The organism is Pseudescherichia sp. (assembly GCF_031998825.1).
GTDB lineage: Bacteria > Pseudomonadota > Gammaproteobacteria > Enterobacterales > Enterobacteriaceae > Pseudescherichia.
This window is the reverse complement of the sequence record NZ_DAMACX010000001.1, coordinates 75,743-100,657: the sequence shown is the minus strand read 5'-3', so window position 1 is coordinate 100,657 and position 24,915 is coordinate 75,743. Positions and strand designations below refer to the sequence as shown.

23 protein-coding genes and 2 pseudogenes are annotated in these 24,915 nt (G+C 51.1%); 11 read left to right on the top strand and 14 right to left on the bottom strand.

Features of this window, described 5'->3' with window-relative positions:
• The first annotated feature begins 44 nt into the window (after positions 1-44).
• The gene (locus RTP97_RS00530; RefSeq protein WP_312409874.1) at positions 45-1,022 is read left to right on the top strand and encodes a GlxA family transcriptional regulator; all 978 of its coding nucleotides are present in this window, start codon (positions 45-47) and stop codon (positions 1,020-1,022) included.
• A 120-nt stretch (positions 1,023-1,142) separates the two neighbouring features.
• A complete protein-coding gene (locus tag RTP97_RS00525) occupies positions 1,143-1,691 on the top strand; it encodes a cysteine hydrolase family protein (RefSeq protein ID WP_312409872.1) in 549 nt (182 codons plus the stop codon).
• Between the two features lie 157 nt (positions 1,692-1,848).
• On the opposite strand, the gene RTP97_RS00520 is transcribed toward RTP97_RS00525, so the two are convergent.
• From RTP97_RS00520 to RTP97_RS00510, 3 genes are all read right to left on the bottom strand, one after another.
• Entirely contained in the window at positions 1,849-2,160 is a 312-nt protein-coding gene (locus RTP97_RS00520) for a hypothetical protein (protein ID WP_312409870.1), read from the bottom strand.
• Positions 2,161-2,347: 187 nt separating this feature from the next.
• A complete protein-coding gene (locus RTP97_RS00515; protein WP_255211695.1) occupies positions 2,348-2,467 on the bottom strand; it encodes a type I toxin-antitoxin system Hok family toxin in 120 nt (39 codons plus the stop codon).
• Complete coding sequence (locus RTP97_RS00510) at positions 2,412-2,558, bottom strand: DUF5431 family protein (RefSeq protein WP_312409868.1); 147 nt, start codon at positions 2,556-2,558, stop codon at positions 2,412-2,414. Before RTP97_RS00510 ends, RTP97_RS00515 begins: the two co-directional genes overlap by 56 nt.
• Positions 2,559-2,703: 145 nt before the next feature.
• Here RTP97_RS00510 and RTP97_RS00505 point away from each other — a divergent pair, with 145 nt between their 5' ends.
• The 3 genes and pseudogenes from RTP97_RS00505 to RTP97_RS00495 all read left to right on the top strand — a co-directional run bounded on the left by RTP97_RS00505 (position 2,704) and on the right by RTP97_RS00495 (position 3,693).
• On the top strand, positions 2,704-2,970 hold the full coding sequence (locus RTP97_RS00505) for a DUF1778 domain-containing protein (RefSeq protein ID WP_409455917.1): 267 nt from the start codon (positions 2,704-2,706) through the stop codon (positions 2,968-2,970).
• A pseudogene (locus RTP97_RS00500) lies at positions 2,958-3,448 on the top strand (GNAT family N-acetyltransferase). The gene RTP97_RS00505 and the pseudogene RTP97_RS00500 overlap by 13 nt, the downstream one beginning before the upstream one ends.
• 71 nt (positions 3,449-3,519) lie before the next feature.
• A complete protein-coding gene (locus RTP97_RS00495) occupies positions 3,520-3,693 on the top strand; it encodes a hypothetical protein (RefSeq protein ID WP_312409862.1) in 174 nt (57 codons plus the stop codon).
• Between the two features lie 184 nt (positions 3,694-3,877).
• On the opposite strand, the gene RTP97_RS00490 is transcribed toward RTP97_RS00495, so the two are convergent.
• On the bottom strand, positions 3,878-4,789 hold the full coding sequence (locus RTP97_RS00490) for an alpha/beta hydrolase (protein ID WP_312409860.1): 912 nt from the start codon (positions 4,787-4,789) through the stop codon (positions 3,878-3,880).
• A gap of 479 nt (positions 4,790-5,268) precedes the next feature.
• Entirely contained in the window at positions 5,269-6,090 is an 822-nt protein-coding gene (locus tag RTP97_RS00480; protein ID WP_312409858.1) for a helix-turn-helix domain-containing protein, read from the bottom strand.
• Between the two features lie 210 nt (positions 6,091-6,300).
• On the opposite strand from RTP97_RS00480, the gene RTP97_RS00475 reads away from it, so the two are divergent.
• Together RTP97_RS00475 and RTP97_RS00470 are read left to right on the top strand one after the other, a co-directional pair.
• A complete protein-coding gene (locus tag RTP97_RS00475; protein WP_312409857.1) occupies positions 6,301-7,647 on the top strand; it encodes a glycoside-pentoside-hexuronide (GPH):cation symporter in 1,347 nt (448 codons plus the stop codon).
• On the top strand, positions 7,644-10,289 hold the full coding sequence (locus tag RTP97_RS00470; RefSeq protein WP_312409856.1) for a family 78 glycoside hydrolase catalytic domain: 2,646 nt from the start codon (positions 7,644-7,646) through the stop codon (positions 10,287-10,289). Before RTP97_RS00475 ends, RTP97_RS00470 begins: the two co-directional genes overlap by 4 nt.
• Before the next feature lie 471 nt (positions 10,290-10,760).
• Here RTP97_RS00470 and RTP97_RS00465 read toward each other — a convergent pair whose 3' ends face one another.
• Both RTP97_RS00465 and mdlC read right to left on the bottom strand, forming a co-directional pair.
• Complete coding sequence (locus RTP97_RS00465; protein WP_312409854.1) at positions 10,761-11,540, bottom strand: cyclase family protein; 780 nt, start codon at positions 11,538-11,540, stop codon at positions 10,761-10,763.
• Positions 11,541-11,629: 89 nt separating this feature from the next.
• Positions 11,630-13,228 carry a benzoylformate decarboxylase gene (gene mdlC / locus RTP97_RS00460; protein WP_312409852.1) on the bottom strand — a complete coding sequence of 533 codons (1,599 nt, stop codon included), beginning with the start codon at positions 13,226-13,228 and terminating at the stop codon, positions 11,630-11,632.
• Between the two features lie 95 nt (positions 13,229-13,323).
• On the opposite strand from mdlC, the gene RTP97_RS00455 reads away from it, so the two are divergent.
• Positions 13,324-14,220, top strand: coding sequence for a LysR family transcriptional regulator (locus tag RTP97_RS00455; protein WP_312409851.1), 897 nt, complete (start codon positions 13,324-13,326; stop codon positions 14,218-14,220).
• 215 nt (positions 14,221-14,435) lie between these two features.
• Here RTP97_RS00455 and RTP97_RS00450 read toward each other — a convergent pair whose 3' ends face one another.
• The 4 genes from RTP97_RS00450 to RTP97_RS00435 all read right to left on the bottom strand — a co-directional run bounded on the left by RTP97_RS00450 (position 14,436) and on the right by RTP97_RS00435 (position 19,024).
• Positions 14,436-15,878: a family 1 glycosylhydrolase gene (locus RTP97_RS00450; RefSeq protein WP_312409850.1), complete on the bottom strand. Its 1,443-nt coding sequence runs from the start codon at positions 15,876-15,878 to the stop codon at positions 14,436-14,438.
• A gap of 14 nt (positions 15,879-15,892) precedes the next feature.
• Positions 15,893-17,230, bottom strand: coding sequence for a PTS transporter subunit EIIC (locus RTP97_RS00445; RefSeq protein WP_312409849.1), 1,338 nt, complete (start codon positions 17,228-17,230; stop codon positions 15,893-15,895).
• A gap of 101 nt (positions 17,231-17,331) precedes the next feature.
• Positions 17,332-18,078 carry a transcriptional regulator, RpiR family protein gene (locus RTP97_RS00440; protein WP_312409848.1) on the bottom strand — a complete coding sequence of 249 codons (747 nt, stop codon included), beginning with the start codon at positions 18,076-18,078 and terminating at the stop codon, positions 17,332-17,334.
• Positions 18,062-19,024, bottom strand: coding sequence for a C4-dicarboxylate transporter (locus RTP97_RS00435; RefSeq protein WP_312409847.1), 963 nt, complete (start codon positions 19,022-19,024; stop codon positions 18,062-18,064). Before RTP97_RS00435 ends, RTP97_RS00440 begins: the two co-directional genes overlap by 17 nt.
• A 139-nt stretch (positions 19,025-19,163) precedes the next feature.
• On the opposite strand from RTP97_RS00435, the gene RTP97_RS00430 reads away from it, so the two are divergent.
• Positions 19,164-20,561 carry a PLP-dependent aminotransferase family protein gene (locus RTP97_RS00430; protein WP_312409846.1) on the top strand — a complete coding sequence of 466 codons (1,398 nt, stop codon included), beginning with the start codon at positions 19,164-19,166 and terminating at the stop codon, positions 20,559-20,561.
• 21 nt (positions 20,562-20,582) lie between these two features.
• On the opposite strand, the gene RTP97_RS00425 is transcribed toward RTP97_RS00430, so the two are convergent.
• The 3 genes from RTP97_RS00425 to RTP97_RS00415 form a co-directional block, all read right to left on the bottom strand.
• The gene (locus tag RTP97_RS00425) at positions 20,583-21,044 is read right to left on the bottom strand and encodes a GNAT family N-acetyltransferase (RefSeq protein ID WP_312409844.1); all 462 of its coding nucleotides are present in this window, start codon (positions 21,042-21,044) and stop codon (positions 20,583-20,585) included.
• A 153-nt stretch (positions 21,045-21,197) separates the two neighbouring features.
• The gene (locus RTP97_RS00420) at positions 21,198-22,442 is read right to left on the bottom strand and encodes an MFS transporter (RefSeq protein WP_312409841.1); all 1,245 of its coding nucleotides are present in this window, start codon (positions 22,440-22,442) and stop codon (positions 21,198-21,200) included.
• 5 nt (positions 22,443-22,447) lie between these two features.
• Positions 22,448-23,341: a dihydrodipicolinate synthase family protein gene (locus RTP97_RS00415; RefSeq protein WP_312409839.1), complete on the bottom strand. Its 894-nt coding sequence runs from the start codon at positions 23,339-23,341 to the stop codon at positions 22,448-22,450.
• Positions 23,342-23,367: 26 nt separating this feature from the next.
• Here RTP97_RS00415 and RTP97_RS21395 point away from each other — a divergent pair.
• Together RTP97_RS21395 and RTP97_RS00410 are read left to right on the top strand one after the other, a co-directional pair.
• Positions 23,368-23,742, top strand: a pseudogene (locus RTP97_RS21395) (GntR family transcriptional regulator); the annotation flags it as partial.
• A 99-nt stretch (positions 23,743-23,841) separates the two neighbouring features.
• Positions 23,842-24,867 (top strand): aminotransferase class I/II-fold pyridoxal phosphate-dependent enzyme, encoded by a 1,026-nt coding sequence (locus tag RTP97_RS00410; RefSeq protein ID WP_312409837.1) that lies wholly within the window; start codon positions 23,842-23,844, stop codon positions 24,865-24,867.
• Positions 24,868-24,915 lie beyond the last annotated feature (48 nt).

Sequence of the window (24,915 nt, the reverse complement as noted above, 5' to 3'; positions counted from 1 at the left end):
CTAACAGACTTTAATTCCCTCCCAGGTGAAGATGAAAACGATATATGAGCCAGACGAAGGCGATCGAAATTGGGCTGCTACTCTACCCCGGTGTCCAGCAGGCAGCCGTTTTAGGGTTAACTGACCTTTTCAGCGTCGCCAACAGCATTGCCGCAGCGTATCAACAGCACACCATCTTACGTGTAACCCACTGGCAGTCGCCGACACCGGAGCAGGACCCGACACCTACGTGGGACGCGTGCACCCGCAATTCATGTACGCTGTCGGCGTTGATCCTACCTCCTACCCTGTCTACGCCAGTGGTGCCCGACAGAAGTGACAGGCTGACACAGTGGTTACGCGATCGGCATGCACAAGGTGTGGTGCTGGGGTCGATCTGTGCAGGCGCTTTCTTGCTGGGGGCGACGGGGCTGATGGCGGGACGGCGCATGACCACCCACTGGAAATATGCCGAGCTATTACAGCAGCGCTTTCCTGATATTACTGTCGATGCGGATCGGCTCATTATTGACGACGGGGATATTATCTCTGCAGGTGGGCTTATGTCCTGGACGGATCTTGGACTCAGGCTGGTTGATCGTCTGCTGGGCCCAACCATCATGATACACACTGCCCGCATGCTGTTGGTTGACCCACCTGGTCGTGAACAACGTTATTACAGCGTATTCTCCCCTCGCCTTGATCACGGCGACGCGGCGATACTGAAAGTACAACACTGGTTACAAGCTACTCAGGCAAAGGATATCTCACTTAGCGCTCTGGCTCTTCAGGCAAGCCTGGAAGAGCGTACCTTCCTGCGGCGCTTTCAAAAAGCGACGGGAATGACCAGCACTGAATATTGCCAGCGGCTGCGCGTAGGCCGGGCGCGGGAGCTGTTACAGTTTAGCACTGCGCCGGTTGACAGCGTGGCCTGGGAGGTTGGCTATAATGACACTGGGGCCTTCCGCAAGGTATTTACCCGTATCGTGGGCCTGACGCCAGGAGAGTACCGCCGCCGCTTTAGCGCTGGGGCAGCTGTATAATGTTCCTGAGGCAGCAACGTTGTGTCGTTATTGCCTCTAATAATGTCGCTGAAGCCACTTAGCAGCAGTGCTTAGCCGGGACACAATAGAGCCTCACGATATCATTGAGCGAGAGGATATATGAAAAAGCGTGGCCTTATTGTCATCGATCTGCAAAACGAATATCTATCCAGCGGTAAGCTTCCCTTAACCAATATTGACGCTGCTGCAGCCAATGCCGCACGCGTGATTGCTGATTTTCGCCTGCATGGACATCCTGTGTTCCACATTCGCCATGAGTCTGTTAGCGAAGATGCACCGATATTTACCCCTGGGACCGAGGGCGTACAGATCCAGCCATCTGTTTACCCAACGGAAAACGAGCCGGTTATTGTTAAAAACCATATAAATGCGTTTCGCGATACCGACCTTAAAGCGCAGCTTGATGCGCAAGGCGTTGAAGAGGTCATTATCGTCGGTGCAATGAGTCATATGTGTGTGGATGCTTGCGTGCGCGCTGCCGTTGACATGGGCTACCCCGTCACCATTCTGCACGATGCCTGTGCCACGTTGAATCTCACCTTTAACAACGTCACCGTGCCAGCCGCCCATGTGCATGCTGCAATGATGGCTGCCTTTGAATTTGGCTATGGCAAAGTGATATCCACGGAAGATTACCTCCGCGGCTAATGTTCAGACCGTACCTGTAAAAAACCTGCGCCGCTTAGCGGATCGCAGGTTTTATGAGCTGCTGATTGTGCTGCTTTGGCTAAAGATCGGCAAAAACCAACACTTAACAGCATGTTTAAGTAAGCTGGTGATGCTATTTAAACTCACCTACAGCCCTCTAAAGCGGCGACACTGCGGCCACCTCATGCTGAAAAACGTAGGGATCTGAGAGCAGTTCAAACTGTTCATCGTCCGGATAGGTCACTGCCACATGATAATCCTCCCCGGCAAACGCCTTTATCGCTGTCAAATCTTGCCAATATGTAGCAAGAAAAAAGTGCTCCCAGTCACCTTGCGCCTCTCGGCGAACAAGCGCCCCCAGGTTTCCCGCCACGCTTTTTGAGTGATCGACACCGGTTTTATTGAGGTGTGCTGCAAAACCTTCAGCATGCTTCAGTGGAACGCAGCCGTGCCATGTGCGGACGATCATGATTTATCTCCTTTTAGCGTTAGCGTATAACCCTATCATTAATGGCGTCAAAAAGAGAAGCATAATCAATGGCTTTCCACCCTTATAGAAAAGGGCCACTGGTCTGAACCAGCAACCCTTAAAAGGCGCTAGCAATGCTCAGACACATCATTCCTGAAAAGGCGGGGTTACCCCCGCCTCCAGGTTGCTACTTACCGGATTCGTAAGCCATTGAAGCAGCCACCTCCCTGCTCCCGTCTCTGTAGCGAATTTCACACAGCGATTTTCGCGTCAGCCAGGTGAATATCAATAGCGTTAAACACACGATTAATACGCACCAGATGAGAGCGCTCCGTGGCAGCTTCATAGCCTTCTTCTCCCCTGTCAACGCAAAGCAGAAGTGGCACCTTTCCCGCCATTCAGAAATGTCATTACGGCTGTGAAGGCTGCAGCCAGATTGGTAAGTATGCCCTGTTCCCGTAGAAAATTACTCTTTCTCTGTAGAGCATTTGATATACGATGGCGCTTAGATATGTATACGAATTGCTATACGCAAGAGGAATTATGAACTCTGATGTTCAGCTTAACATTCGGGCGAAAAAAGCCCAGCGGACCCTGATTGATACTGCCGCCGAGATTCTCCATAAATCACGTACCGATTTTATACTGGAGACAGCCTGCCAGGCAGCGGAAAACGTTATCCTTGACCGCCGAATGTTTAATCTTAATGATGAACAGTACGCCGAGTTTATCGACATGCTGGATGCGCCGGTCACCGCTAATCCGGCGATGGAGAAACTCCTGGCGAGAAAACCGCAGTGGAAAAAGTAACGGCTCCGGCACCACTTGGTACGTCACACACCCTCGCTGAGTTTCACTGTGGTGAGCCTGTACTTGACGAATGGATAAAGCACCGGAAACTAAAAAATCAGTCCATGGGACAGCCAGGGCGTTTGTGGTATGCCGGGAAAACGCTTCACAGGTGGTTGGCTTCTACTCACTTGCGACCAACAGCGTCACCCATGCCATTGCCCCGGGAAGCCTGCGAAGGAATATGCCCGATCCGGTACCCGTCATCATCCTGGCCCGTCTTGCTGTCGATACGAGTTATCACGGTCAGGGACTGGGGGCTGATTTACTGCATGATGCCGTGTTACGTTGTTGTCGGGTGGCTGAGAATATTGGCGTGCGGGCCGTTATGGTTCATGCACTCTCTGACAGTGCCAGACAGTTCTACATACATCACGGATTTATCCCTTCACAAACGCAGGAAAAAACCCTTTTTTTGCGGTTGCCGGGCATTACTTAGGCAACGACCATAAGGTCATGCCCTGCTTTACTGAAAGCAAAGGGCCAAATATCTAAGACCAGTAGAACATTATGCGGCCATTAATCACCCAAGGCGAAATCGAGATGCTCAAACGCGATCTGGATATGCCGGGAGAGCAAAACCTTGTTGGCATCGATGTATATGAAACGCTCCACCTGCTGGAAATGCGCCGCCAGACAGCGAAACTCGAATTAACCAAACGGGCTCTGGAAAATAAAGACTAGTTTAACATTATCCGACTCAGTCGCCGGGCTTTCAGAATGAGCAGCGAGCCTCAGGAAAATAACTAGGGCCATTCTCTCCGTTCGCATCCATTAAAATTTATGCGCAAAGGTCAGAAAACGGAAGTGTTGCTGAAGATAATTTTGCTGAGATTATAGTAATCTGACCAGCTGCTTCCGGCACCCTTTATTTATTAAGGAATGACTCAACCACGCTGGAGAACCGTTCTGGCTGATCAAGCATAACAAAGTGAAAACTATCATCGATCCGCGTGAAATGAATATCTGGTGCAGAGGTATAGGCGTGGCGGTACATTGTATCTACGCTGGCTGCCGGTACCCCAAATAAGGCATCATACGCGTAGACAACCTCAACCGGCGCTTTGATGTGGCCAAGCTCAGGTCGCAAATCGGTAGTCATTAGTTCATACACTGCATCCGCAACTGTTTTGCGATCGGAACGGTTTCCCGCAGCCACCAGAGCAGGCCTCACTGCCTCGGTCCTGGCTAAACGGGCGATGGATGTTTTCTGAAACTTTATGATTTGCTCCGGTGACTGTGCCATTACCCCGTCCCGCATAGCAGTGGCCTGCCGGACAGCCGTTTCGCTGGTCGCCGCAGGGTCAATCATCAACGTATAGAACGGTAAGGCATCGACGACCATCAGGCGACCGACCTGGTCGGGATGACGAGCTCCCAGCATCAGTGCAATCTCCCCCCCAAGAGAGTGGCCAATGATCACCGGTGCTTTTATGTGCCTGGTGCGGATGTATTCAGCAATAGCGTCAGCAGCCGGAGCAATGACCTTCCCGTCCAGGCTGGAAACGGCTGGTGTATCTGCAAAGCCCGCAAGTTCGACAAGATGAATGCGGTGGCGGGTACGCAAACCTGCTGCTAAATCGGTCCAGATTTCGCGAGACGACGCCAGCCCCGGAATCAGTATGACATCCTTTCCTGAGCCCTGCGTCTGTACAGAGATACGCTGCGAGTCAGGATGTTCTGAAGGTTCGGACAGATGTTGATCTGCGGACGCCTGGACCAAGATTGACATCAGTAAAAAAGCCACTCCGATCGTTACACGGATATTTACAGTATGCATCAGTTCTTCCTTTTTGTGCTGAGCCGCTGAGGCTGGGGGGCACCGCACCTGGCCGCAAGTTGACCTGCTCTGCTCCCTGTTAATCCACCGCGAAATGAGTAACGCCATGCAGGCTTAGAGTGCTCGCTCATAACGTCCACTGAAGCCGCCTGATAAGTCGTCATCAGAATAACATTCCTGCCAGTGATTATGGTCTCTCAGGAAAACCGTCAGCACATCTTTCGCAGGAACATTTCCGCACTCTGAAATTAACCAGCCTACTGCTCCGCGATGGTTGATCCATGAAAACCATATGATCCACAATCTCTGTGGCTGTCATTCCTCCGTCACTACCTGTTACCAGCCTTACGCTTACCGTTGCGGCCTTGTACAGAACGATATCGTTTAATGCCCAGGAAAAGAGAAGCAGGTCCAGGCCTGATAATATGCGCGTTCGCTTAAGACAAAAATGCCGGAGTTACTAATACATCGGCGTCAACTTATGAGCGACTTCCCCTACGATAACGTTCTTCTGTGGGCGATATCCCATGAATACGTTTATAGCACTGAGAAAAATGAGAGGGGTTTATAAATCCACTCTCAAATGCAATATTTGTTATGGTTTCTTCTGTAAACAACAACATATGCCGTGCAGTTCTCAGGCGCAAGCGCAACAGGTAATTCTCTGGTGAATAGCTGGTCAGTTTACGGATGGAACGGTAAAGTGTTCTTTGAGAAACGCCATATTTCTCACAAAGATCCCCCCAGTCTATTGTGGCAGTGTGGCAACAGCGCAACTCATCAAGCAAGGATTCAATTCCACTACGATTTTTTGTGTGTGCCCCCCTGATACGATGAAAGCTAAGTAATGAAATCAACTGCAGAAGCAAACCTTCCCGGCGGACAGATAACACAGGACTTTCATCATCCAATACATCCCTGAATTGGGTTAAAAGACTGTTAAATTGTTTCCGGGACTCAAGTGGTAGATGAAAAATACTGGATGATGAAGATGTAAAAGTATTTTTGAGTATCTGTGGCAGCGTCGGTATATTATAAAACTTAACATTACTATGAATGAGGATATTTGTCAGGCAAAGCCCACCCATGTTTTCATAGTAATGATAATCCTCCTGCCGGATATAGAACACATCCCCGGTCTGAATGGAGATAGGTTCACCGTTCAGGATATGCGTTCCACTCCCCTGATCGACAATAACTAACTCTTCAAAGTCATGGTCATGTTCAATATTGTTGACCTCAGGATGAGTCTGATGGATGGCAACAGGCTGTCCCTGGCCTGAGAAATATTTTTCAAACATTATTCTGTACATCATCTTACCCAGTTATGTCGTCCACAATATCAGTACAGCACAAACACTGTTAGTGCTGGAGGTTCTTTTACTGAAATGTGAAGTGTATTGCATGGTTTTATCCCTACTGCCAGGGACGATGGAAGAACTGGCACTATGAATAATGCCATTCAGTGAGCAGTGTGTGATGCTGATACTAATTTCTCATAACAGGTGATGATGATGAAGCTCTCCCGATGGCAAAAAATGAGTTTTGGCAGCGGCGCATTCAGCAAAGACATTTTCAGCGTCGTTGTTACTTCCTATTTGATGATTTTTTACACTGATGTATTTGGTCTGACCGCATCACTGGCAGGTATTGTCTTGCTTGTGACGCGCCTTATCGATGCTTTCTCTAATCCATTCATAGGAACGGTGATGGACCGAACTCAGACGCGCTGGGGCCGGTTCCGCCCATGGTTATTTATTGTCCCCATCCCGTTTTGTATTTTCACAGGGCTTATGTTCTGGGTGCCGGACCTGTCACCGACGATGAAGTTTATCTACGCCCTGATTGTTTATAATATTGCGGGATTATGCTTCACCTGCATTGACGTTGCCATCTGGGGACTTGTGCCCAATCTGACACGCGATGCCACTGAGCGTAGTCAGCTCATTGCGTTGAGTCGTGCATTTTCTAATGTTGCAGGGATGATTGTCGCTCCTCTTGTTCTCCCACTCATTTACTTTTTTGGCGGAGAAAACAACGCAAGTGGATTTATGTGGATTGGCTTGCTGGTCGGTATTCTTAGTATTCTATTCTCATGGATGCTTTTTTTTACTACACGGGAACTACCTGTTGCGGCAACAGTAGAAAAGAAACCCTTTGTTGCAGCAATACGTCAGGCTATGTCAAGCATTCCGGTCAGATGTGTTGTACTGGCAATGATTACATTTGGTCTGAGTGTTGGTTTACAAAATAGCGTAGGGATCTATTACCTCAAATATTACATGGTTAAGCCTGATCTCATCCCCATTTATATCCTGGTGAGCTATACCTGTAAGGTCATAGGTTCATTATGCGCCCCCATAATTATTTCCAGAGCAGGAAACTCTCAGGGTGCAAAACTGACATACATGTGCATGGGAGCTATCTGTATGGTAATGATATTTGCTCCAGTAAATTTTCCTGTCATTTATTTTATCCTGGCCGGCATGTTTAGTGTAGGCATTGGGATTCTGCTGGTTGCCATCACGGGCATGATGGCAGAAACGTCAGACTCCCTTGAGAAATTCAATGGTCACCGCAGCGACGGCATGTTGTTTTCGTTGAACGCACTCTCGATGCAGATGGGGTTCGCTGTATCAGCTGCCGTGGCCGGGTTTATTTTAGATTATGCAGGTTACATGCCTAACGTAGCTGTTCAGTCAGATTCAGCGCTTCTCTGGATAAATCTTGTTCGCTGTGCTGGCCCGGCCTTTTTTTGTTGGGCGGTGGTAGTGATCTTTTACATTTACCAGCGTTCTATGACAGATAAAAAAAACCCTATTCCAACCGCTTATAATTTTAAACAGGAGAACCCATGACCGCTATCGAGCGTATTACCTGTAACGGTGAAAGCTCTCTCATTGGAGCTGATATAAACTTACTTTTATTCAGCTGGGTTATTAGCTCTGAAGTGCCTGATATTTTACAGCGCGGCTATCAACTTCAAATTTCTTCAGACCAAACCTTTACTGCTGTCGTTTATGACAGTGGTTGGGTTGAAAATAGTTGCTCGCTTCATGTTCAGGCTCCGGGTTTTTTACCGGTTGTCAGACAGCGTTACTTTTACCGCGTGCGCATAGAGGAAAGTAATAATCACGTAACCGAATGGAGCCAGCCCGGATTTTTTGAGGCAGCACCGTCGCCAACGAATGTCTGGCGGGGTTTGTGGATCACGCCTGATGACGCGACAACAGCAGAAGAGAGTGTTCATGTTTTACGACGTAATTTTCAACTACCCGCCTCAGTAACCAAAGCAACGCTTCATGCTTCTGCACTGGGTATCTACCAGATGAGCATTAACAACAAACCCGTGGGTGATGAGTTGTTCAGTCCCGGCTGGACGAGCTACCAGCATCACGTCCAGTTTCAAAGCTGGGACGTGAGTAGCCTCCTTCAGGAAGGCACTAACGAAATAAGTGCAGGTCTTGCAGAAGGCTGGTACAAGGGCGAGCTGAGCTGGCTTAAAAAACGCCATTTGTATGGCGATCGTAAAGCACTTTTTGTCCAGCTGCATATCACGATGAAGAATGGCGAGGAACGCCTGATACTGAGCGATGATGAATGGCAGCATCACCTCGCCCCGCAACAACAAAGCAGTTTTTATCATGGTGAAACGTGGGATGCGCAGGTTGAACATGCCATTACTGATGCCGGTGAATGGTCTCAAGTGAATATTCTTGATAAACCGGGACCCCACCTCATCGCACAAGTAGCAGAACCTGTACGAGTAACTCAGACGCTGAAACCTGAGAGGGTTATTTCCCGGAACGGGTCTCGCGCAATTCTGGATATCGGGCAGAACATGGTCGGTCGCATCCGGATTCGGGCAAAATTAGCCAAAGGAGAACGCATTGAGTTACGCCATGCCGAAGTGCTGGACAACCAAAATCAGTTTTATACCGGTAATTTACGCGGGGCTGCGCAACGGGTGTCACTTATCGGCAGCGGAGAAGATATTGACTATGCTGCTACTTTTTCCTTTCAGGGATTTCGTTATCTGGAGATAAACGGGCTCAGCACCTTCAGCGACCAACAGTTGTTAGATGCGATCCGCGGAGAAGTCCTGCATACAGATATGGCCAGAACGGGCTCTTTCAGTTGTTCGAATAACGATATTAATCAGCTGTACCAGAATATTTTATGGGGGCAGAGAGGGAATTTCGTTGATATTCCGACGGATTGCCCACAGCGTGATGAGCGGCTGGGATGGACCGGGGATGCGCATATCTTTATCCGTACAGCTGCCTACAATTATAATGTTCATCGGTTTTTCAAAAAATGGCTTAAGAGCCTGGCTGCGGACCAAAAACCCAACGGCACGGTCCCCATGGTGATCCCCGACATTCTGCGGGACTATATCTCTAAAATGTGGGGGGACAAAACGTATACTTCATCCGGCTGGGGGGATGCAGCAGTTATTTGTCCGTGGGTTATTTACGAAATGTATGGTGATAAACAACTGCTGGCGGAGCAGTGGCCATCAATGAAAGCCTGGGTGCATTATATCCAGAGTACAGGTGATAACCCCTGGCTCTGGGAAACTGGTTTTCACTTCGGCGACTGGCTGGCCCTTGATGCCGAACCAGACAGTTATTTTGGCGCAACGCCGGTCTATCTGGTAGCCAGCGCTTTTTATGCCCATTCAACAAACCTCCTTGCCCGTGCTGCTGCGGTTCTTGGACTTGAGAATGAAAAACGTCTCTATCAGCAATGGTTTGACAATATCAGGTCCAGTTTTAAGAGCAGATTTCTCTCTCCTGAAGGGGGCATGTGTGCTGATACCCAGACTGCACATATACTGCCGTTGGCGTTTCAGCTTCTTGATGAAAGTGATGCGAAGAAAGTTGCATCCCGCCTCAACGAACTGGTTGTGGAAAACGACTATCACCTGACGACAGGTTTCCTCGGTACGCCGTGGCTGTGTGCTGCACTCTCGGATTATGGTTACCATGACACCGCTGTCCGGCTGGTATGTCAGACCACGTTCCCGTCCTGGCTGTTTTCCGTAAACCAGGGCGCAACTACCATCTGGGAGCACTGGGACGGTATCAGGCAGGATGGGAGTTTCTGGAGCGATAACATGAACTCCTTCAACCACTATGCATATGGCGCAATTGGAGAGTGGCTGTACCGTTATCTGGCAGGGCTGGATATGGAAAAAGGCGCCGTTGCGTTCAACCGTATACTTTTCCGCCCTGATATGAACAACGCTTTCATCAACTGGGCTGAGGCAAGTCACGAATCGCCATACGGGCAGGTAAGCATTCACTGGGCGCGGGATGAGCAGACCGGCGAAATCCGGTTAACCGTCCCCTGCAACACGCAGGCCTGTTTACAGCTACCCAAAGGATGGAAACTTGCCCGAGAGGGAAATGTCACTCCGCCAGAACAGGACATTCAGGCAGGACTTCTGCGCTTTGGTTCAGGCAACCATCTTCTTAAAGTATTGAGAGACAGTTAGTGGGCGCTGTAATTCGAGCCCGTATGGAATTTAATGAATCGGCTATATCATAAAAAGGCCATAATAAATTTAAGCCCATCAGGAATGATCCTGCGGGCTTAGCTAATTTTTTCAAAGTAATTAACAGGGGGTATTGAGAGAGTGGCACCCGCGTGTAAAGTGTTATCTCGTAAGCGTAACCTACGCAGACTACTTCGCACAGAGTTCACAGGACCTGAACTAAAATACTTCCGTCCCATAAGGTTGCTGTTACGGCCGGGCATTGCACTGATGATGACTGCGGAGATAATCCCACATCCATTATATTGTTCTGGATTCAGGCAGGATATGCTTTTGCGCTGGGTGTTAAGTCCGGAGCTATTGTGATCCTTGGTTTTAACAGGGAATACAAACCCATTATTGCCCCCTTACTGACCTGTCTGATACTCATTTTTCTGCTGAATTAAAAAAACCGCCATCTGGCGGTTTTTTTCAGTAGATAGCGAGGACACGTAGCGGGCTGCCGGAGCCGTCTTCTATTTTCAGTGGGGCTGCGACGATCAGAATGTCTCTGGCAGGCAGGTCTGCCAGATTATTCAGACACTGGAGGCCAAAGCGACCAGACCCCAGCATCAGATTGTGGCAGGGATAGGCAACTGGCCAGTCATAGGACAGACCCGCATCAATATTGATCGTTTCAACACCAAATCCACGGACGTTTCTTTCTTCAATCATCCACTGCACACATGCCTGATCCGGCCCTGGAGTATGAGGCTTCCCGTCAATCAGATTTGCGAATTTTTCAGGGTCGTTGATACGCTCGGACCAGCCACTGCGAAACAGGACCCAGGCATTATCAGGGATCTGGCCATGCTCTGCCTCCCAGCTCTGAAGATACTCTTTTGTCAGCACCCAGTTGCTGTCCAGACGTACTTCCTCCACAGCATCAATAACCACGGCCTCGCCGATAAAATTGCTCACCTCGATGGTGTCTACCGTATTGTTTTCCCGATCGCGACCGCTGATCCAGTGCGCCGGTGCATCAAAATGAGTACCGGTGTGTTCACCGCAGGAAAAGTTATTCCAGTACCAGGCTGGTCCCTTTTCGTCATAGCTGGAGATGTTCTCTTTTGTGAATGCCCATGTCTGACCATATTCGGCCGGTAAGGTGAGTGTGGGGAAGGACGTGTTTAACTGATGGGTTAAATCCACTATATGGATGTCGGTTGATTTCAGGTTTTTAATGATGGACTGAATTGCGGAAAGGGACATATTCACACCTTAGATTACATTAGAGCACAGGCTCCGATACAGCAGAATTCACGAGGGAAGATTATTCTCCCCTCTGTTTGTTGCGCAGATTACTTCGCCTGCATGTCCTGCAGGGCACCCCAGGTTTCGACCTCAATCAGTGCTGGTTTACCGGACTGACGGGCGCTGGCAATGGCACGCTCCAGCTCTTCTGGTTTACCGGCAGTGTAAGCCTGCAGGCCATAACCTTCAGCGATTTTGGTAAAATCGATCGAGGGCACATCGAAGGCAGGGATGTCACCAATCTCCAGAACAGAGGCGAACCAGCGCAGGGCACCGTAGGTTCCGTTTTTCATCACGATAAAGATAACCGGAACATTATACTGCGCCGCTGTCCACAGCGCCTGAATGCTGTAGTTCGATGAGCCATCACCGATGACCACAAAGACCTGACGATCCGGGCGGGCCATCTGAATGCCCACACCTGCAGGCATTGCGAAGCCCAGGCCACCTGCGGCAGCATAATAGTAACTACCCTGACTTTCAAAGTTCAGGCGTTCCCACATGGCAGCCGTCGTGGAAGTGGACTCGTTGACGAAAATGGCATTGTCCGGTGCCGCCCAGTTCAGGGTGTCAAAGACGGTTTCAGGACGCATGGGTGACGTCAGACTGACCTGCAGCGGTGATTTTCTGAAGTCCGGCAACTCGATCGCTTTTTCTTCCACCGATCCCAGTAACTGCAGCATGGCCGGTTTGATGTCAGCAACCCAGGCATCCCCTGCCGGGGCACGGGCGGCTTCGTTGATATCGCAGGTGATATGAATGAGTTTAGCGTCAGCAGGCAGGTATTCCCCGGCCTCATACTGATGGTAGCGGAAGACCGGTGCCCCGATGACCAGAATCAAATCGTGAGCTGACAGCTGCTCTGAGATGGAGTTAATACCTGATGTCAGCAGGCCTCTGAAGCAGCGATGCCTGTTCGGGAACGGGCTGCGTGGTGTGGACGGTGCCGCCCAGACCGGGCATTTCAGTTTTTCAGCAAGCTGAACGGCAATGTCATTGGCATCGTCAGCATCCACGTCAGAACCCAGAACCATAACCGGATTTTTAGCCAGACGGATCTCTTCTGTAATACTTACCAGTGAGGTGGCATCCAGAGCACGACGGCTCGTGACTTTACGGCTGAGCAGGGACCGGCTCTGTGCTTCCGCATCCTGAGCCCAGTCATTATACGGAACGGACACATACACCGGGCCTTTTGCTTCTGACATGGCGGTGTGGATGGCACGGCTGATGGAATACGGCACCTCCTGGGCGGTGGAAGGTTCATAGCTCCATTTGACCAGCGGACGCGGAAGCTGTGTGGCATCGATGTTGGTCAGGTAAGGTTCCACAGAGACCATTGCACGGTGCTGCTGACCCGCAGTGACGATGAGCGGGGAGTGGGAATTCCAGGCGTTGGCCAGGGCCCCCATTGCGTTGCCGGTACCGGCAGCAGAGTGCAGGTTAACCAGTGCCGGTTTGCCGGATGCCTGAGCGTAACCATCGGCAATGCCGAGTACGACAGCCTCCTGCAGGCCCAGCACGTAAGTGAAGTCTTCCGGGAAGTTTTTCAGAAACGGCAGTTCATTCGAGCCCGGGTTTCCGAAGATGATATTCATATCATTACTACGAAGAATGTCGTAGGTCGCTTGCTGTACGGTTTTCATGTTAACTCCTCTTCTGATGTTGAAGCAGAGTCTAAACCTTGCTAGCCTCATAGAACCAATCAATAGTTTTTAATATCAATATAGAGAATTTCTATATGGACATGAATCTGGTTAAAGTCTTCGTGGCGATCTATGAACAGGAGAGCGTTTCCGGAGCAGCTGATCTTCTGAATATTACTCAGCCATCAGTAAGTTATGCCCTGAAAAAAATGCGTGATGAGCTGAACGATGAGTTATTTATCCGTCAGAATACCGGCATGAAACCAACACGGCAAGCTGTCGAGATATACCGCACGTTCAGTAAAGCGGTGGGCGAAATAGATGCGGTTGTCTCCTCCCGAAAGTCCTTCGATCACCGCACCTCGCGACACAAGTTCGTGATCGCGATGTCCGACCTGGGTGAGCATTATTATTTGCCGCTGATTTTCCGGGAAATCACCAGAGTCGCACCTGGAGTGGAGATAGAAATCCTGCCGCTTGAAATAGCGAAACTGCAGGAATGGCTTGATAAAGGATTTGTTGATGCTGCTATCTGTAACAGGACGTATGCCGTGCATGATGTCCACTGCGATATCCTGCTCAGGGACAGGTATGTCTGCCTGAAAGGCAACGCTCATACACGTGTGAGTGACGTCATCACGCTGACGCAGTTCCTGGAAGAGAAGCACATCGTGGCATCATCTCAGGCAGGGCATAATTTCTATCAGGAATGGTATGCCGGCACAGACAGGAAATTAATCACGGCGCTCACCGTCCCGGATCTGAATATTGTGGCGCCTCTGGTTGAGTCATCGGACTGTATCAGCGTCGTTCCGGAGACCTACAGCATGCAACGGGGCCGATATTTTGCCGTCACTGCGCTCCCGCTTCCGATAGATTTCCCCAGAATAGAAGTGTGCCTGTACAGTCAAAACACACTGCGCAGCGGCAAGGAAAAGCTCTGGTTCCTGAAAATGCTCAAAGATATCTGCCTTCATAATTGTGCCGGTTGATAATGCGACAGACATTAACAGGTTGCACACCGTTACATCTTTCTGGCTGCCATTAGACTACAGTGCAGGTAATTGCAGTTCTGACCGCTGGGATGATCAGCATACACCGGGGCACAATCTGTACTTTTCTTGCCCACGGAGTAGAAAGTTTTCTCAGCCAGAAACCGGGCCACATACCAGCGATCCATGCCACCAGAACGTAACCCGGTCGAAGTTTACTCCTCGAGAGACTGTCCGTTCGTGGCAATCAGTTTCTGATACCAGTAATAGCTTTTTTTACAAAGACGTCTGCCGTCCCCCTGGCCCAGGTCATCAAGATTGACATAAACCAGCCCATAGCGCTTTGACATTTGGTTCGATGAACAGCTGACGATATCTATCGGTGACCACATATAATATCCCAGCACTTCAACACCATCCGCAATGGCCTCGCCAACGGAACGAATATGATCGCGGAAAAATGCAATGCGGTAATCATCCTCAACGGTATCATTAACCAGTTCGTCAAAGCAGCCAACACCATTTTCAGTGATCATGATGGGCTTTTGCCAGCGGTCCCAGAAGAAGTTAAGCACATAGCGCAGACCGACCGGATCAATAGCCCAGCCCCAGGGGGTCTGGGGTAGAAGTGGGTTGCGCTTGTTGTTACCCCGGAAGTTATGTGCAATTTCAGCATTACTGACATAGGTCGTGTAATACGAAAAAGTCATGAAATCAGCCGTGTTTTTCAGGATATTAATATCTTCCGGCGTGATATCCAGAACGATATTTTTTTCGCTGAAAAATCGCTTGATGTAACCCGGATACTCACCCCGCAACAGAACATCTGCAAAGTAAACCTCATACTGATTTTTCTGCCAGGTGGCAAAATTGTCCTCGGGGCTCGTCGTTTCTGGATACGCAAAATCGGTATACAGCATCATGCCAATTCGGATGTCATCACCTAACTGCGAGGCATAATGTTTCACCATTGCTGACGCAACGAGCTCATGATGGACCCCCTGATATTTGTCCTGTTCAAGGTACATCGCTTCATCCTCAAAAATACCCAGATGATTGAAGGACTCGTAGCGGATCAGGTTTATCTGGTTGAAGGGGATCCAGTATTTGACGCGGTCATGGTAGCGATCGAGACAAACCTGCGCGAACCTGAAATAAAAATCAATTAACTGTCTGTTTTTCCATCCGTTATACTTGATAGCAAGGTTCAGTGGCATTTCATAATGCGCGAGAGTGATCATCGGAACCATACCATTTTGTATAATTTCATCGATCAGCTCATCATAAAACTTCAGCCCGGCTTCATTAGGTGTTGAATCATCACCGTCAGGAAAGATGCGCGCCCAGCTGATAGATGTACGAAAGGTTTTTAGTCCTGCTGCTTTGAGCAGAGCCAGGTCTTCCCGGAACGTATGGTAGAAATCAATACCACTGCGCTTGGGGAAAACGCCTTCAGCATCATCCTGCGCCCGGATGGCGTAATCACGGGTGAGTTCGATGTTATACATCTTGCGCATATCTTCGTTGAAGACATACTCATTGATGTCAGCAACGCTGATGCCTTTTCCATCCACGTTCCAGGAACCTTCTGCCTGGTTAGCAGCAATAGCGCCGCCCCACAAAAATCCTTCCGGAAATTTCAGTGATTCTGTGCTCATAACTTCTCCCATTTTTAAGTCCGGGTTTTATAACCAAAAACAACGGGTAACAATGCGCCCGTAATCAGCGTGGCAAATAAAGCAGTACTGTAAACAGCCATATTGCTTGCCGTCGGAATAGACAGCAGGCTGGCAAAGACTAAATTATTAATAGTCAGATTGTAGCCACCCACAATACCCCCACCAACCGCGCCAGCAATAATAATGTAATAGATCGTACGACGATTAGGAATGATAAGGCCATATAGAATAGGCTCGGTCACGCCACTAATCAAAGACGGGAAAAAGGCACTTCCCGCAATCTGACGTGTTTTAGCGTCACGGGTGCGAATCAGTATTCCCAGAGCCACTCCCATTTGTGCAATGGCTGACATTCCGCCAATTGCGTAGATCGGATCTCCGCCGTGTGCAATATTTGAAAACACAACGGGAATAATTGCCCAGTGAAGGCCAAACAGGACAATGAACGAATATGCTGCCCCGATAATCATGCCAGCCACAAGACTATTAACATTAATAATATAAACGATGCCCGTTGCCAGATAATCGCCAAGGTATTTCCCAAAAGGACCAAGCAAAAACATAGTGATGGGAACCACAATCACAATGCATAGTAACGGAACCATGAACAGCTGTATTGAATCAAAGAGTCTGGCTTTGAAGAAACGTTCCAGAAGAGCAGCAACAGGAACGGCAAAAAACACCGGGAAAATACTGTAGCCATAATCCATCACAATCATAGGCAGGCCCAGCACGTCTAACGTCTGTCCAGCCTGTCGGGTAAATTCCGGATAAAGCAGTGAAGCGCCGATGATAGATCCAATCAGTTCATTCGATTTCAGTTTGCGGGCAATCGTAAAGCCGAGCAGCACTGGCATAAAGTAAAAAGGCACATTCGCAATAAAGGAAAACAGAGTCAGGGTACTGTTTCCGGTCATGGAGGGGAGGCTTAACAGCAGCGTGGTGAAAGCCCTGAGTAAGCCTGCAGCTGCCAGGATGCCAATCAGGGGCAGGAAGCTGCCGGAGATAAAAGCAAACACTTTGCTGGTTACAGACTCTTTGCCTGCTCCTGAAGCCGGTGCATTCGGGGCGACAATCGGGCCTTCGTTCTCAAGCATGCCATGCAGGGCGCTGTAGACCGCACCTACATTATTACCGATGATAAGCTGACATTGTCCGCTGGCCTGAACCACGGAAAGGATCAGAGAATTAGCTTTGAGGGCCTCTTTATTTATTTTTTCATAATCGTACAAATTAAAGCGTAAGCGTGTGGCACAATGAAAATAGTCTTTAATATTCTCACGTCCGCCTAAATGGGTAATAATTGACGCTATCTGCTGCTGCTCAGACATATCAGTGACTCTCTTGTCATAGGGTATAAGAACAAAATATAAGGAGTGTGCCAGCAAAGCAAAGTTTATCATTTTCTTTTTTTGGAAAATGACATTGTGAACTAGATCACATTTTGAACCATATTAAAAACTATGCTTTCAAGATACTTATGAGAAAAATAGTTTGCATAGAGCATTTGAGGATAATGATTAAGCTCAATGGCATTGATTTCTCGTTTTTCAAAAACAGCCGGCACACGTCCGGAAATAAGGCATATGCGGGTATCGGGTGAGATGGAGTTAATATACTGACAAGAGTTAATCCATTGCCCGGTAAGGGTCATAATAAATACACAGTCTATCTTTTTAAACAGGTGACGGATAAGCTCATCATTAGATCGCTCAACCAGATAAACTCTCCGGTTGCTGCCACTGATGCTTTCCCGCATGACATTTGCAATATTAAACAGGAAGGAGTTTGTCAGAATGATTACGGAACCACTGGCATTGATAACCTTTGCCATCTTCAGGCATTCATCATAAGGAATATAGTTATAGATTTCCTGTAGAATATCTTTTTCAGAAAGTCCCTTGATCCCCTGATGCGTCAGTCTGTAGGGCATAGTATCATTTTTCAATTCCTGGAATGAGCCATAGCCTATTTCTCTGACAAATTTTGTAATACTCGATGGCGTTGTATTACAGTGTGACGCCAGTTCTTCAATGTTCACATGAGGAAATTCTTCAATTTTATCGATGACAGCCTGGGCTATTGCCGTGAATACCGTGCGTTTCCCGGCATGAAAAAGGTATTCCGAAACCCTGACATAGAGCGGGCTGTAGAAGACGCTGTCAGACCGGTTTGGCATATTTTTTCCACCTGTTAGCTCTGATCCACTGTTTAAGGGTAAGGCCGATCACTAAAAGTACTATGCAGGTGGCGAATGTCAACGCTGCCAGAGCAAGGCTATGGTTCAGAGGAGTGGTTGCGGCTCCGTCGATACGGATCAGTGCTGAAGCCAGGGCTGTTGACGGAAACGTAAATCCCCACCATGCCCGGCTGAAAGCTTCTGGCAACATTCTTCGCCAGAGGCTTAAAAGGATGAGAGCAAAAAACAGCGCAGTCCAGGCCATAAATTCAACCGCCTCATTCACCCCGCTATAGATACAGTACAGACCAACGGCAATCACCGCAGGTGCAGACACCATAATGGCCAGCCCCGGCATGGCTTTTTGTGGAGTTGCAGGCCGGACGAACACAATGCGCCAGAGTATTAACGGCATAAATAATGCCCAGCAAAGGATGGCAGAAAATAACAACATTTTACTTAAGCCAGGATAACCCAGTTCAACACCGGCAAAGGCAGGTGAAGCGTTGCCAACCATCGGGATAAGCCAGGCCGGGTTAATCTCATGCGCCTCCAGCGGATCAATAACCCACCGGCGAAAGGTTGATAAAAGAAAGAGGAGCTGGGCGCATACTGCTGTCACCCAAAGCAGTCTTGCCAGTGTAATACTGTAAGGGAGCAACCCCGTTGCCAGTAAAAAGCCGGAGATGGTTGCGGCACAAAAGAAATTTTTACCGGCGCGTGAACGCCATTCCGCCAGGACCGCCTCCCGGCAAATAAGCAGGCGCACAATTTGCGTGATCGTCAGCACCATAAACACAGCCATCGCCAGCGCAAGAGACGTTTCACCCGGCCATGCCGGTAGCGCATAGGTTCCGGCAGCAGCCCGCCATATAAGCCCCAGGCCCGTCATGCCCATAACAGCTGAATACAAATCAAAAGTGAAGGAAGGAAGATGTTTAAACACTGACAGTTTCGCCTGAATGATACGGGGCCATATTGCTGTGCCCGCAGAAAGATGAGTGGTACCCTGCAATGTATATTGGTCCTGTCCCCTTCTCTTTAAAAGGTCCAATTTTGTTAAATAATTGGACCACAGGTATTTTATGATCGAACTGCATCTGAGCCGTGGTGCTTCGGCCCTGCCCATTTACCATCAAATCGAGCAGCAGATCAGCGGGCAAATTATCCGGGGTCAGCTGCGTTACGGAGAACATCTGCCGCCTTCCAGGGAACTGGCACGCCAGCTGGGCGTGTCCAGGGGAAGCGTTGTCCGCGCATATGAATTGTTATGTTCTGCAGGGTACTGTCACAGCCGTACCGGGAAAGGGACGATGGTTGCCTTTCGCACCGGATCAGAGCATGTGCTCCAGGAGCGCAGTGAGAAACTGCCCACGCCTGTCGGCGCTGTGACAGAAACATTTTTGCCAGGCAGTCTTTCATTACTTCCCAGCCATGCCAGCACAGCGCATTTGCCTGTCAGTGAATTTCGACAGGCCTTCAGTCGTGTGCTGCGTTACCCTGCCAGGCTGAATCAGTTTAGTGAGAGCGCGGGTCACCGGGAACTGCGCCAGCTTATCTGCGATAAAATACTCCCTTCACGCGGAATATCTGCCTCTCCCACAGAAGTGCTGGTCGTTCCCGGCTCACAATACGGAAGCCTGCTGCTTGCGATGGTAAAACAGCAGGAACGCTCCTGCTTCCATTTTGGCGAACCTGGCTATATGGAGTTTGCACGTACCTTTTCGCGTTTTGGCTATAGCCTGAAATCGCATCTGATGGATGACGAAGGGATTGATATATCCGATTTTCAGGGATCTTCCCGGGATATCCTTTATCTGATGCCGGAGCACCATTTCCCTCAGTGCATCACTCTCTCTGACAACAGACGAAGTGACATTATCCGGCTGGCGTGCAGCAGGAATGTATTACTTCTGGAAGATGATTATGACAGTGAATTTTATTTTGACCGGGCCCCCCGTCCGGCTTTACGTTCCTCAGCTGCCGGGCAGCATGTTGTCTATATGGGCACATTTTCAAAAGTGCTGTTTAATACGGTCAGACTTGGATACCTGGTCGCTGATGAGCCGCTTATAAAACAGATGGCCACCCTTCACTGGGAGCTGTCACGTGGAACAAGCGGCTTATTACAGCAATGGGTCACTGAGCTTATCAAAAACGGGACTTACGAGCGCCATAGCCGGCGTATGCGCACGGTGTATCGCCATAAACGGGACTGCGTCATCAGGTTAGTGACCAAATACCTGCCTGACGCCTGTTTTACCGTGCCATCCGGGGGTCTGCAGCTTCATCTTCGTTTTCCTGATCCAGCAAAAGCAGCACGAATAGCAGACTGGTTGCGTACGAATAACATCCAGGCTGCAGACCCCCGGCATTATCTTTTCCGCACAGAGATTCGGCCGGATTATCTTATTCTGGGATTTGCTCACGGTGATATTCAGGAGCTGGAAGCCGTTCTTGTCAGGCTGCAAAGCGTTTTATAGCGCCCGGCCTGTAAGGAGCTGTTAGTGAGGATCCTTTTTGAGATACATATCCGGGCGATTAATCTGCCAGACAAAATCAGGCCGGTTCACCGGCGAATAGCCCAGTTTCTGATATAACCAGGGCGCGCTGTCTGTAACCAGCATTATCCGGCGTAAACGTGCCATCAGCGGGTGGGCATGGCAGCACTCCATCAACCAGCGCCCCAGCCCTGTTTTCTGATATTCGTCAAGAACATACACATCACAGAGATAGCCAAACGTGGCATAGTCGGTCACCAGACGGGCAAATCCGATTTGCTCTGAATCGTTCAGCAGCGCAAAGCACAGACTGTTCTGGACTGATAACCGCACCGTTTCTTCATCAATTCCGGGTGCCCATGATGACTGCGAAAGAAAATCATGTATGGCGCCAGTCTGGAAAAGTGAAGGGTCCGTAGTTACGGTGAAGCCGTCTTTCCGGAAAGTCAGATGTTGATCGTTCACGGGCATCTCTCCTGAAGAGTTTTAAGAGTATATTTCATGTATTACGGGAAACGTTCAGCTCCTCGTCAGCCATGGTCATGCAGCGATGTCGCGCAAAGCACTCATGTGATAACGACGCTGGAAAAGCGGACATTATGCATCTCAGCCATATTGCTAACCGTCCCGTTTGTCCCGGTTCCCCGGTTGAGGGGATGCCAGAGTAAGCTCTGTCACCGCAAGTCCTGTAAAAATAGCAAGCACAATACTGCCGACCGCCAGAGGCAGGGTGATGTCCATCAGCATCAGCCTGCCCGCCGCAGCCGTACCCAGTGACCCTGCCGTAATTTTCAGCGCCCCAACCCAGACAAACACCTGCCCCCGGCAGTCAGGGGGGGAATATTCGCTCCGTGCGGCCAGGGTAGCGGCAAAGAATCCGGCGTTAAGCATGCCGATGATAAAAAACAGCAGTAGCAGGACGGCGAAGTGCATGCTGAACACGATAAGAAAGACACCGGCAGCAATAAAGCAGGCAAAGCGGACCATCAGTGCATCCGGCTCCCCGCCGAGCGGGCGGACCATCAGGCATGCCGAGCCTGCAAGATTACCACCGCCGTAGGCAATGGTCAGGCTGGCGGCAGTAGTGGCTGCCACGCCGAGCGAAGGTGCCAGACCGACAGCCGTGATCGGGAGCACCGCCACGCAAAAAGCTGTGGCAAGCGTCAGGTACAGCGTTCTTCTCAGACGCACATTCCGGACCAACAGCATCATCGTCGCAACCGATCCCGGTACCTGCCGGTTTTCACTTCCAGCGTCGCCAGAAGCGTACGGGATGCGCATGATAAAAAAAACGGCCATCAATGTTGCTCCTGCCAACGCATACAGCGCTGCAGGAGGAGAAAACCAGGCGGCAAGTGCCGCAACGAGCGAAGGCCCGACCGTGCCGCCCGTCCCGTAGGTTGCCACGTCCCAGCCGTGCGCCCGGCGCTGGCTCTGGCGCGATCGACCGGCAATAGCCGGAAGGAGGCTGCTGATGCCGCCCGTAAGCAGCGGGCCGCAGAGGCCTGCGCCGGCCAGCAGGACACCTGTCACGGGAAGCGGCACACGGGAAAAGGTCAGCGTAGCCGTCACGATAAGTCCTGTGTGGATCAGACAGGCTGCAGCAATGACGCGCCGGCCGTCATGCGACGTGTCAAGACGACGGGCAATGAAGGGGCCGGCCAGGTGCGGCAGCGTGATGCAGGCGGCCAGCGTGCCGGCCCAGGCGGCAGAGTGACTGCCCGCAACGCACAGGAGGATCACCGCCAGAACCCCCCCTCCGTCAGCCAGCCGGGCAAGCGTGGCGGCCAGCACATACCGGGCCAGGCCTGACCTGTCCATGCCTTCAGTCCGGGCGTAACCAGGCAGCGTCTTCTCCGGCATGCCACTTACCTCAGCTCAAGACGGTGGATGACGGCAGCAACATCTGCAATGTCATCAGCGGACAGGGGGCGCAGAGGACGCGGCAGACAATCCGGGTCCGTCAGCCCGAGCACGCCCGCCGCGGCCGCCATGACGCGGATGCTACCGCCGTGCCTGCGGAACAGGTTCCAGAGCGGCTGCAGACGATCACTGAGCTGCACAACGCATTCGCGCTCTCCCCGGGCCGCCGCGTCGGTAATTTCCTTTGCCACATGCGGAAACAGGCCCCCACAGACGGAGTACCACACTTCGCAGCCGGCGTTAAGGCCGGTGGCGGCGCTGGCATCACCGCTGATGCCGACCGTCACCCCTTCAGGCAGCTTCGACTTCAGGCGCTGCACGCGCGCCAGGGCGTCTTCCGGCGAAGGCGGAACGCCGGGGATTTTTACGGATCTGATACCCGGCAGCCCGGCGATGCGACCGTGCAGATCGTCAGAGAATTCAAAGCGCGTCGTGCCCGGGTTATCATAGATGCAGACAGGCACCGAGGCGTGCTGCGTAAGCGTCTCAAACAGGCCGAAAACCTCATCGTCCCTGAGCGTCTGATACGAAACCGGCGGCAGCAGCAGCGCGTCAGCCCCGGCCTTCTGTGCGTCATCGGCCAGTCGCAGCACCTCATCAGTGCTGACCGATCCCACGCAGACCATTACCGGAATTTTACCCGCATGCGATTTTGCGATGCCGGCTATCCGGCTGCGCTGGCTGCGCGTCAGGTAGGCGTAACTTCCCGTTGAGCCGAGAACGCCGATGGAATCGGCACCGGCTGACGTAATACGCTCAAGAATATCGATGTAGCCGCGCTCATCAAAGCCGGCGGGCGTGACGGGAGTCAGTGGAAAGGCGCTCAGGCCAGTAAACATAGAGTGCTCCTGCAGGGTTGGTATGAATGAATACCGGCGATAATAGCAGCAGCAAAAAACATTGTCACATGACAATGTTGAGAGAAAAAAGTATAATGCCATCAGGCATTATCATTATAACCGGTATAGGGTTTCAGCGGGCCACGCAGCTGAATGACAGTAAGTCTGTACCGGAACATACGCATACCTTAAGGCCCGCTGAGACCGGGAAAAAGAAAATGACTGCATCCGAAATTTTTGAATCCGTCAGAAAGAAGGTTCGTACAGGCAGACTCAGGCCCGGCGACGCGCTGCCTTCCGTCAGGGAGCTGGCCGTCCGGCTTGGAGTACATCGCAACACCGTTGCCTCAGCGTATAAAAAGCTGGCTGCAGCCGGCATCGCGGTCACGAACGGGCGCTACGGCACAACCATCACACAGGCTGAAGAGGCAACAGAACAGGAAGGCCCTGCCTGTCAGACTGTCCTGACTGACGTGTCCGGTGGCAATCCGGAGCCGTCAGTGCTGCCTGATCTGGCGCCGCTGCTGCAGGCCGTGAGCCTGACGCCGCGCAGCTATGGTGCGGGTGTTATCAATCCGGGCCTTGAGAGGGCGGGCCGTGAGTGGTTCAGCCGCGACGTTCCCGGCACGTTTGGCCTCAGCCTGACGCACGGGGCGATCGACGCAGTCGAGCGGCTGGTCACCGGCTATCTGACAGCAGGTGAGAAAATTGCGGTCGAGGAGCCCTGCTTTCTGAGCAGCATCAATGCTATCCGCAGCCTTGGATACGTGCCGGCCGGCGTACCGGTTGACCGGTACGGCCTGCTTCCCGGCCCACTGCATGACATCCTGGTGGAGGGGGCGCAGGTGGTGATTATCACTCCCCGGGCGCATAACCCAACCGGCTGTAGCCTGAGTCCGGAGCGGGCGGCGGAAATCAGGGCGGTGCTGGCCGGGTTCCCGCACGTGATGGTTATCGTGGACGACCATTTTTCGCTGCTCTCAGGGCACGATTATTACAACGTGATCTCCAGTGAAACGCGAAACTGGGCCGTTGTGCGTTCGGTTTCTAAATTTTACGGGCCCGATCTGAGGCTGGCGCTGGTCGCCTGTAATCCTGATACGTCTGAAAGGCTGAGCCGCCGCATGGCCTCCGGTACTCACTGGGTGAGCCATATACTTCAGGACATGACGGAAGAGGCTCTGTCATCCGCTGCCGTGGCGCGAAAAGTCAGCGAAGCGGCTCTGCTCTATCAGAACCGGCGAAATGTACTGCTCGGGGCGCTTTACGCACGCGGCGTGGATGCAGCCCGTGAGTATGACGGGCTTAATGTCTGGCTCCCGCTGCGCAATGAACCTGCTGAGCTCGTCAGACTGATGGAAGCGCGCGGCTGGCTCGTCCGCGCAGGTGCAGGTTTTTATCTTACGGAGCCGCATCACGCCATCCGTCTGACGCCAGGCTCACTCAGTGACGAACAGTCAGAAGTTCTGGCACAGGACCTGGCCGACGCGCTGCGCGAGTCAGGTAATGCAGTCACTCCGGCCTGACGGGCACGGTACACGGTTCGGGCGCTATTCCTGTTTCACATATGCAGT

What these genes read in the sequence shown, in the direction of transcription:
- RTP97_RS00530 (WP_312409874.1), top strand. Translation starts at nt 45, where the DNA reads ATGAGCCAGACGAAGGCGATCGAAATTGGGCTGCTACTCTACCCCGGT.
- RTP97_RS00525 (WP_312409872.1), top strand. Translation starts at nt 1,143, where the DNA reads ATGAAAAAGCGTGGCCTTATTGTCATCGATCTGCAAAACGAATATCTA.
- RTP97_RS00520 (WP_312409870.1), bottom strand. Translation starts at nt 2,160, where the DNA reads ATGATCGTCCGCACATGGCACGGCTGCGTTCCACTGAAGCATGCTGAA.
- RTP97_RS00510 (WP_312409868.1), bottom strand. Translation starts at nt 2,558, where the DNA reads ATGGCGGGAAAGGTGCCACTTCTGCTTTGCGTTGACAGGGGAGAAGAA.
- RTP97_RS00505 (WP_409455917.1), top strand. Translation starts at nt 2,704, where the DNA reads ATGAACTCTGATGTTCAGCTTAACATTCGGGCGAAAAAAGCCCAGCGG.
- RTP97_RS00495 (WP_312409862.1), top strand. Translation starts at nt 3,520, where the DNA reads ATGCGGCCATTAATCACCCAAGGCGAAATCGAGATGCTCAAACGCGAT.
- RTP97_RS00490 (WP_312409860.1), bottom strand. Translation starts at nt 4,789, where the DNA reads ATGCATACTGTAAATATCCGTGTAACGATCGGAGTGGCTTTTTTACTG.
- RTP97_RS00480 (WP_312409858.1), bottom strand. Translation starts at nt 6,090, where the DNA reads ATGTTTGAAAAATATTTCTCAGGCCAGGGACAGCCTGTTGCCATCCAT.
- RTP97_RS00475 (WP_312409857.1), top strand. Translation starts at nt 6,301, where the DNA reads ATGATGAAGCTCTCCCGATGGCAAAAAATGAGTTTTGGCAGCGGCGCA.
- RTP97_RS00470 (WP_312409856.1), top strand. Translation starts at nt 7,644, where the DNA reads ATGACCGCTATCGAGCGTATTACCTGTAACGGTGAAAGCTCTCTCATT.
- RTP97_RS00465 (WP_312409854.1), bottom strand. Translation starts at nt 11,540, where the DNA reads ATGTCCCTTTCCGCAATTCAGTCCATCATTAAAAACCTGAAATCAACC.
- mdlC (WP_312409852.1), bottom strand. Translation starts at nt 13,228, where the DNA reads ATGAAAACCGTACAGCAAGCGACCTACGACATTCTTCGTAGTAATGAT.
- RTP97_RS00455 (WP_312409851.1), top strand. Translation starts at nt 13,324, where the DNA reads ATGGACATGAATCTGGTTAAAGTCTTCGTGGCGATCTATGAACAGGAG.
- RTP97_RS00450 (WP_312409850.1), bottom strand. Translation starts at nt 15,878, where the DNA reads ATGAGCACAGAATCACTGAAATTTCCGGAAGGATTTTTGTGGGGCGGC.
- RTP97_RS00445 (WP_312409849.1), bottom strand. Translation starts at nt 17,230, where the DNA reads ATGTCTGAGCAGCAGCAGATAGCGTCAATTATTACCCATTTAGGCGGA.
- RTP97_RS00440 (WP_312409848.1), bottom strand. Translation starts at nt 18,078, where the DNA reads ATGCCAAACCGGTCTGACAGCGTCTTCTACAGCCCGCTCTATGTCAGG.
- RTP97_RS00430 (WP_312409846.1), top strand. Translation starts at nt 19,164, where the DNA reads ATGATCGAACTGCATCTGAGCCGTGGTGCTTCGGCCCTGCCCATTTAC.
- RTP97_RS00420 (WP_312409841.1), bottom strand. Translation starts at nt 22,442, where the DNA reads ATGCCGGAGAAGACGCTGCCTGGTTACGCCCGGACTGAAGGCATGGAC.
- RTP97_RS00415 (WP_312409839.1), bottom strand. Translation starts at nt 23,341, where the DNA reads ATGTTTACTGGCCTGAGCGCCTTTCCACTGACTCCCGTCACGCCCGCC.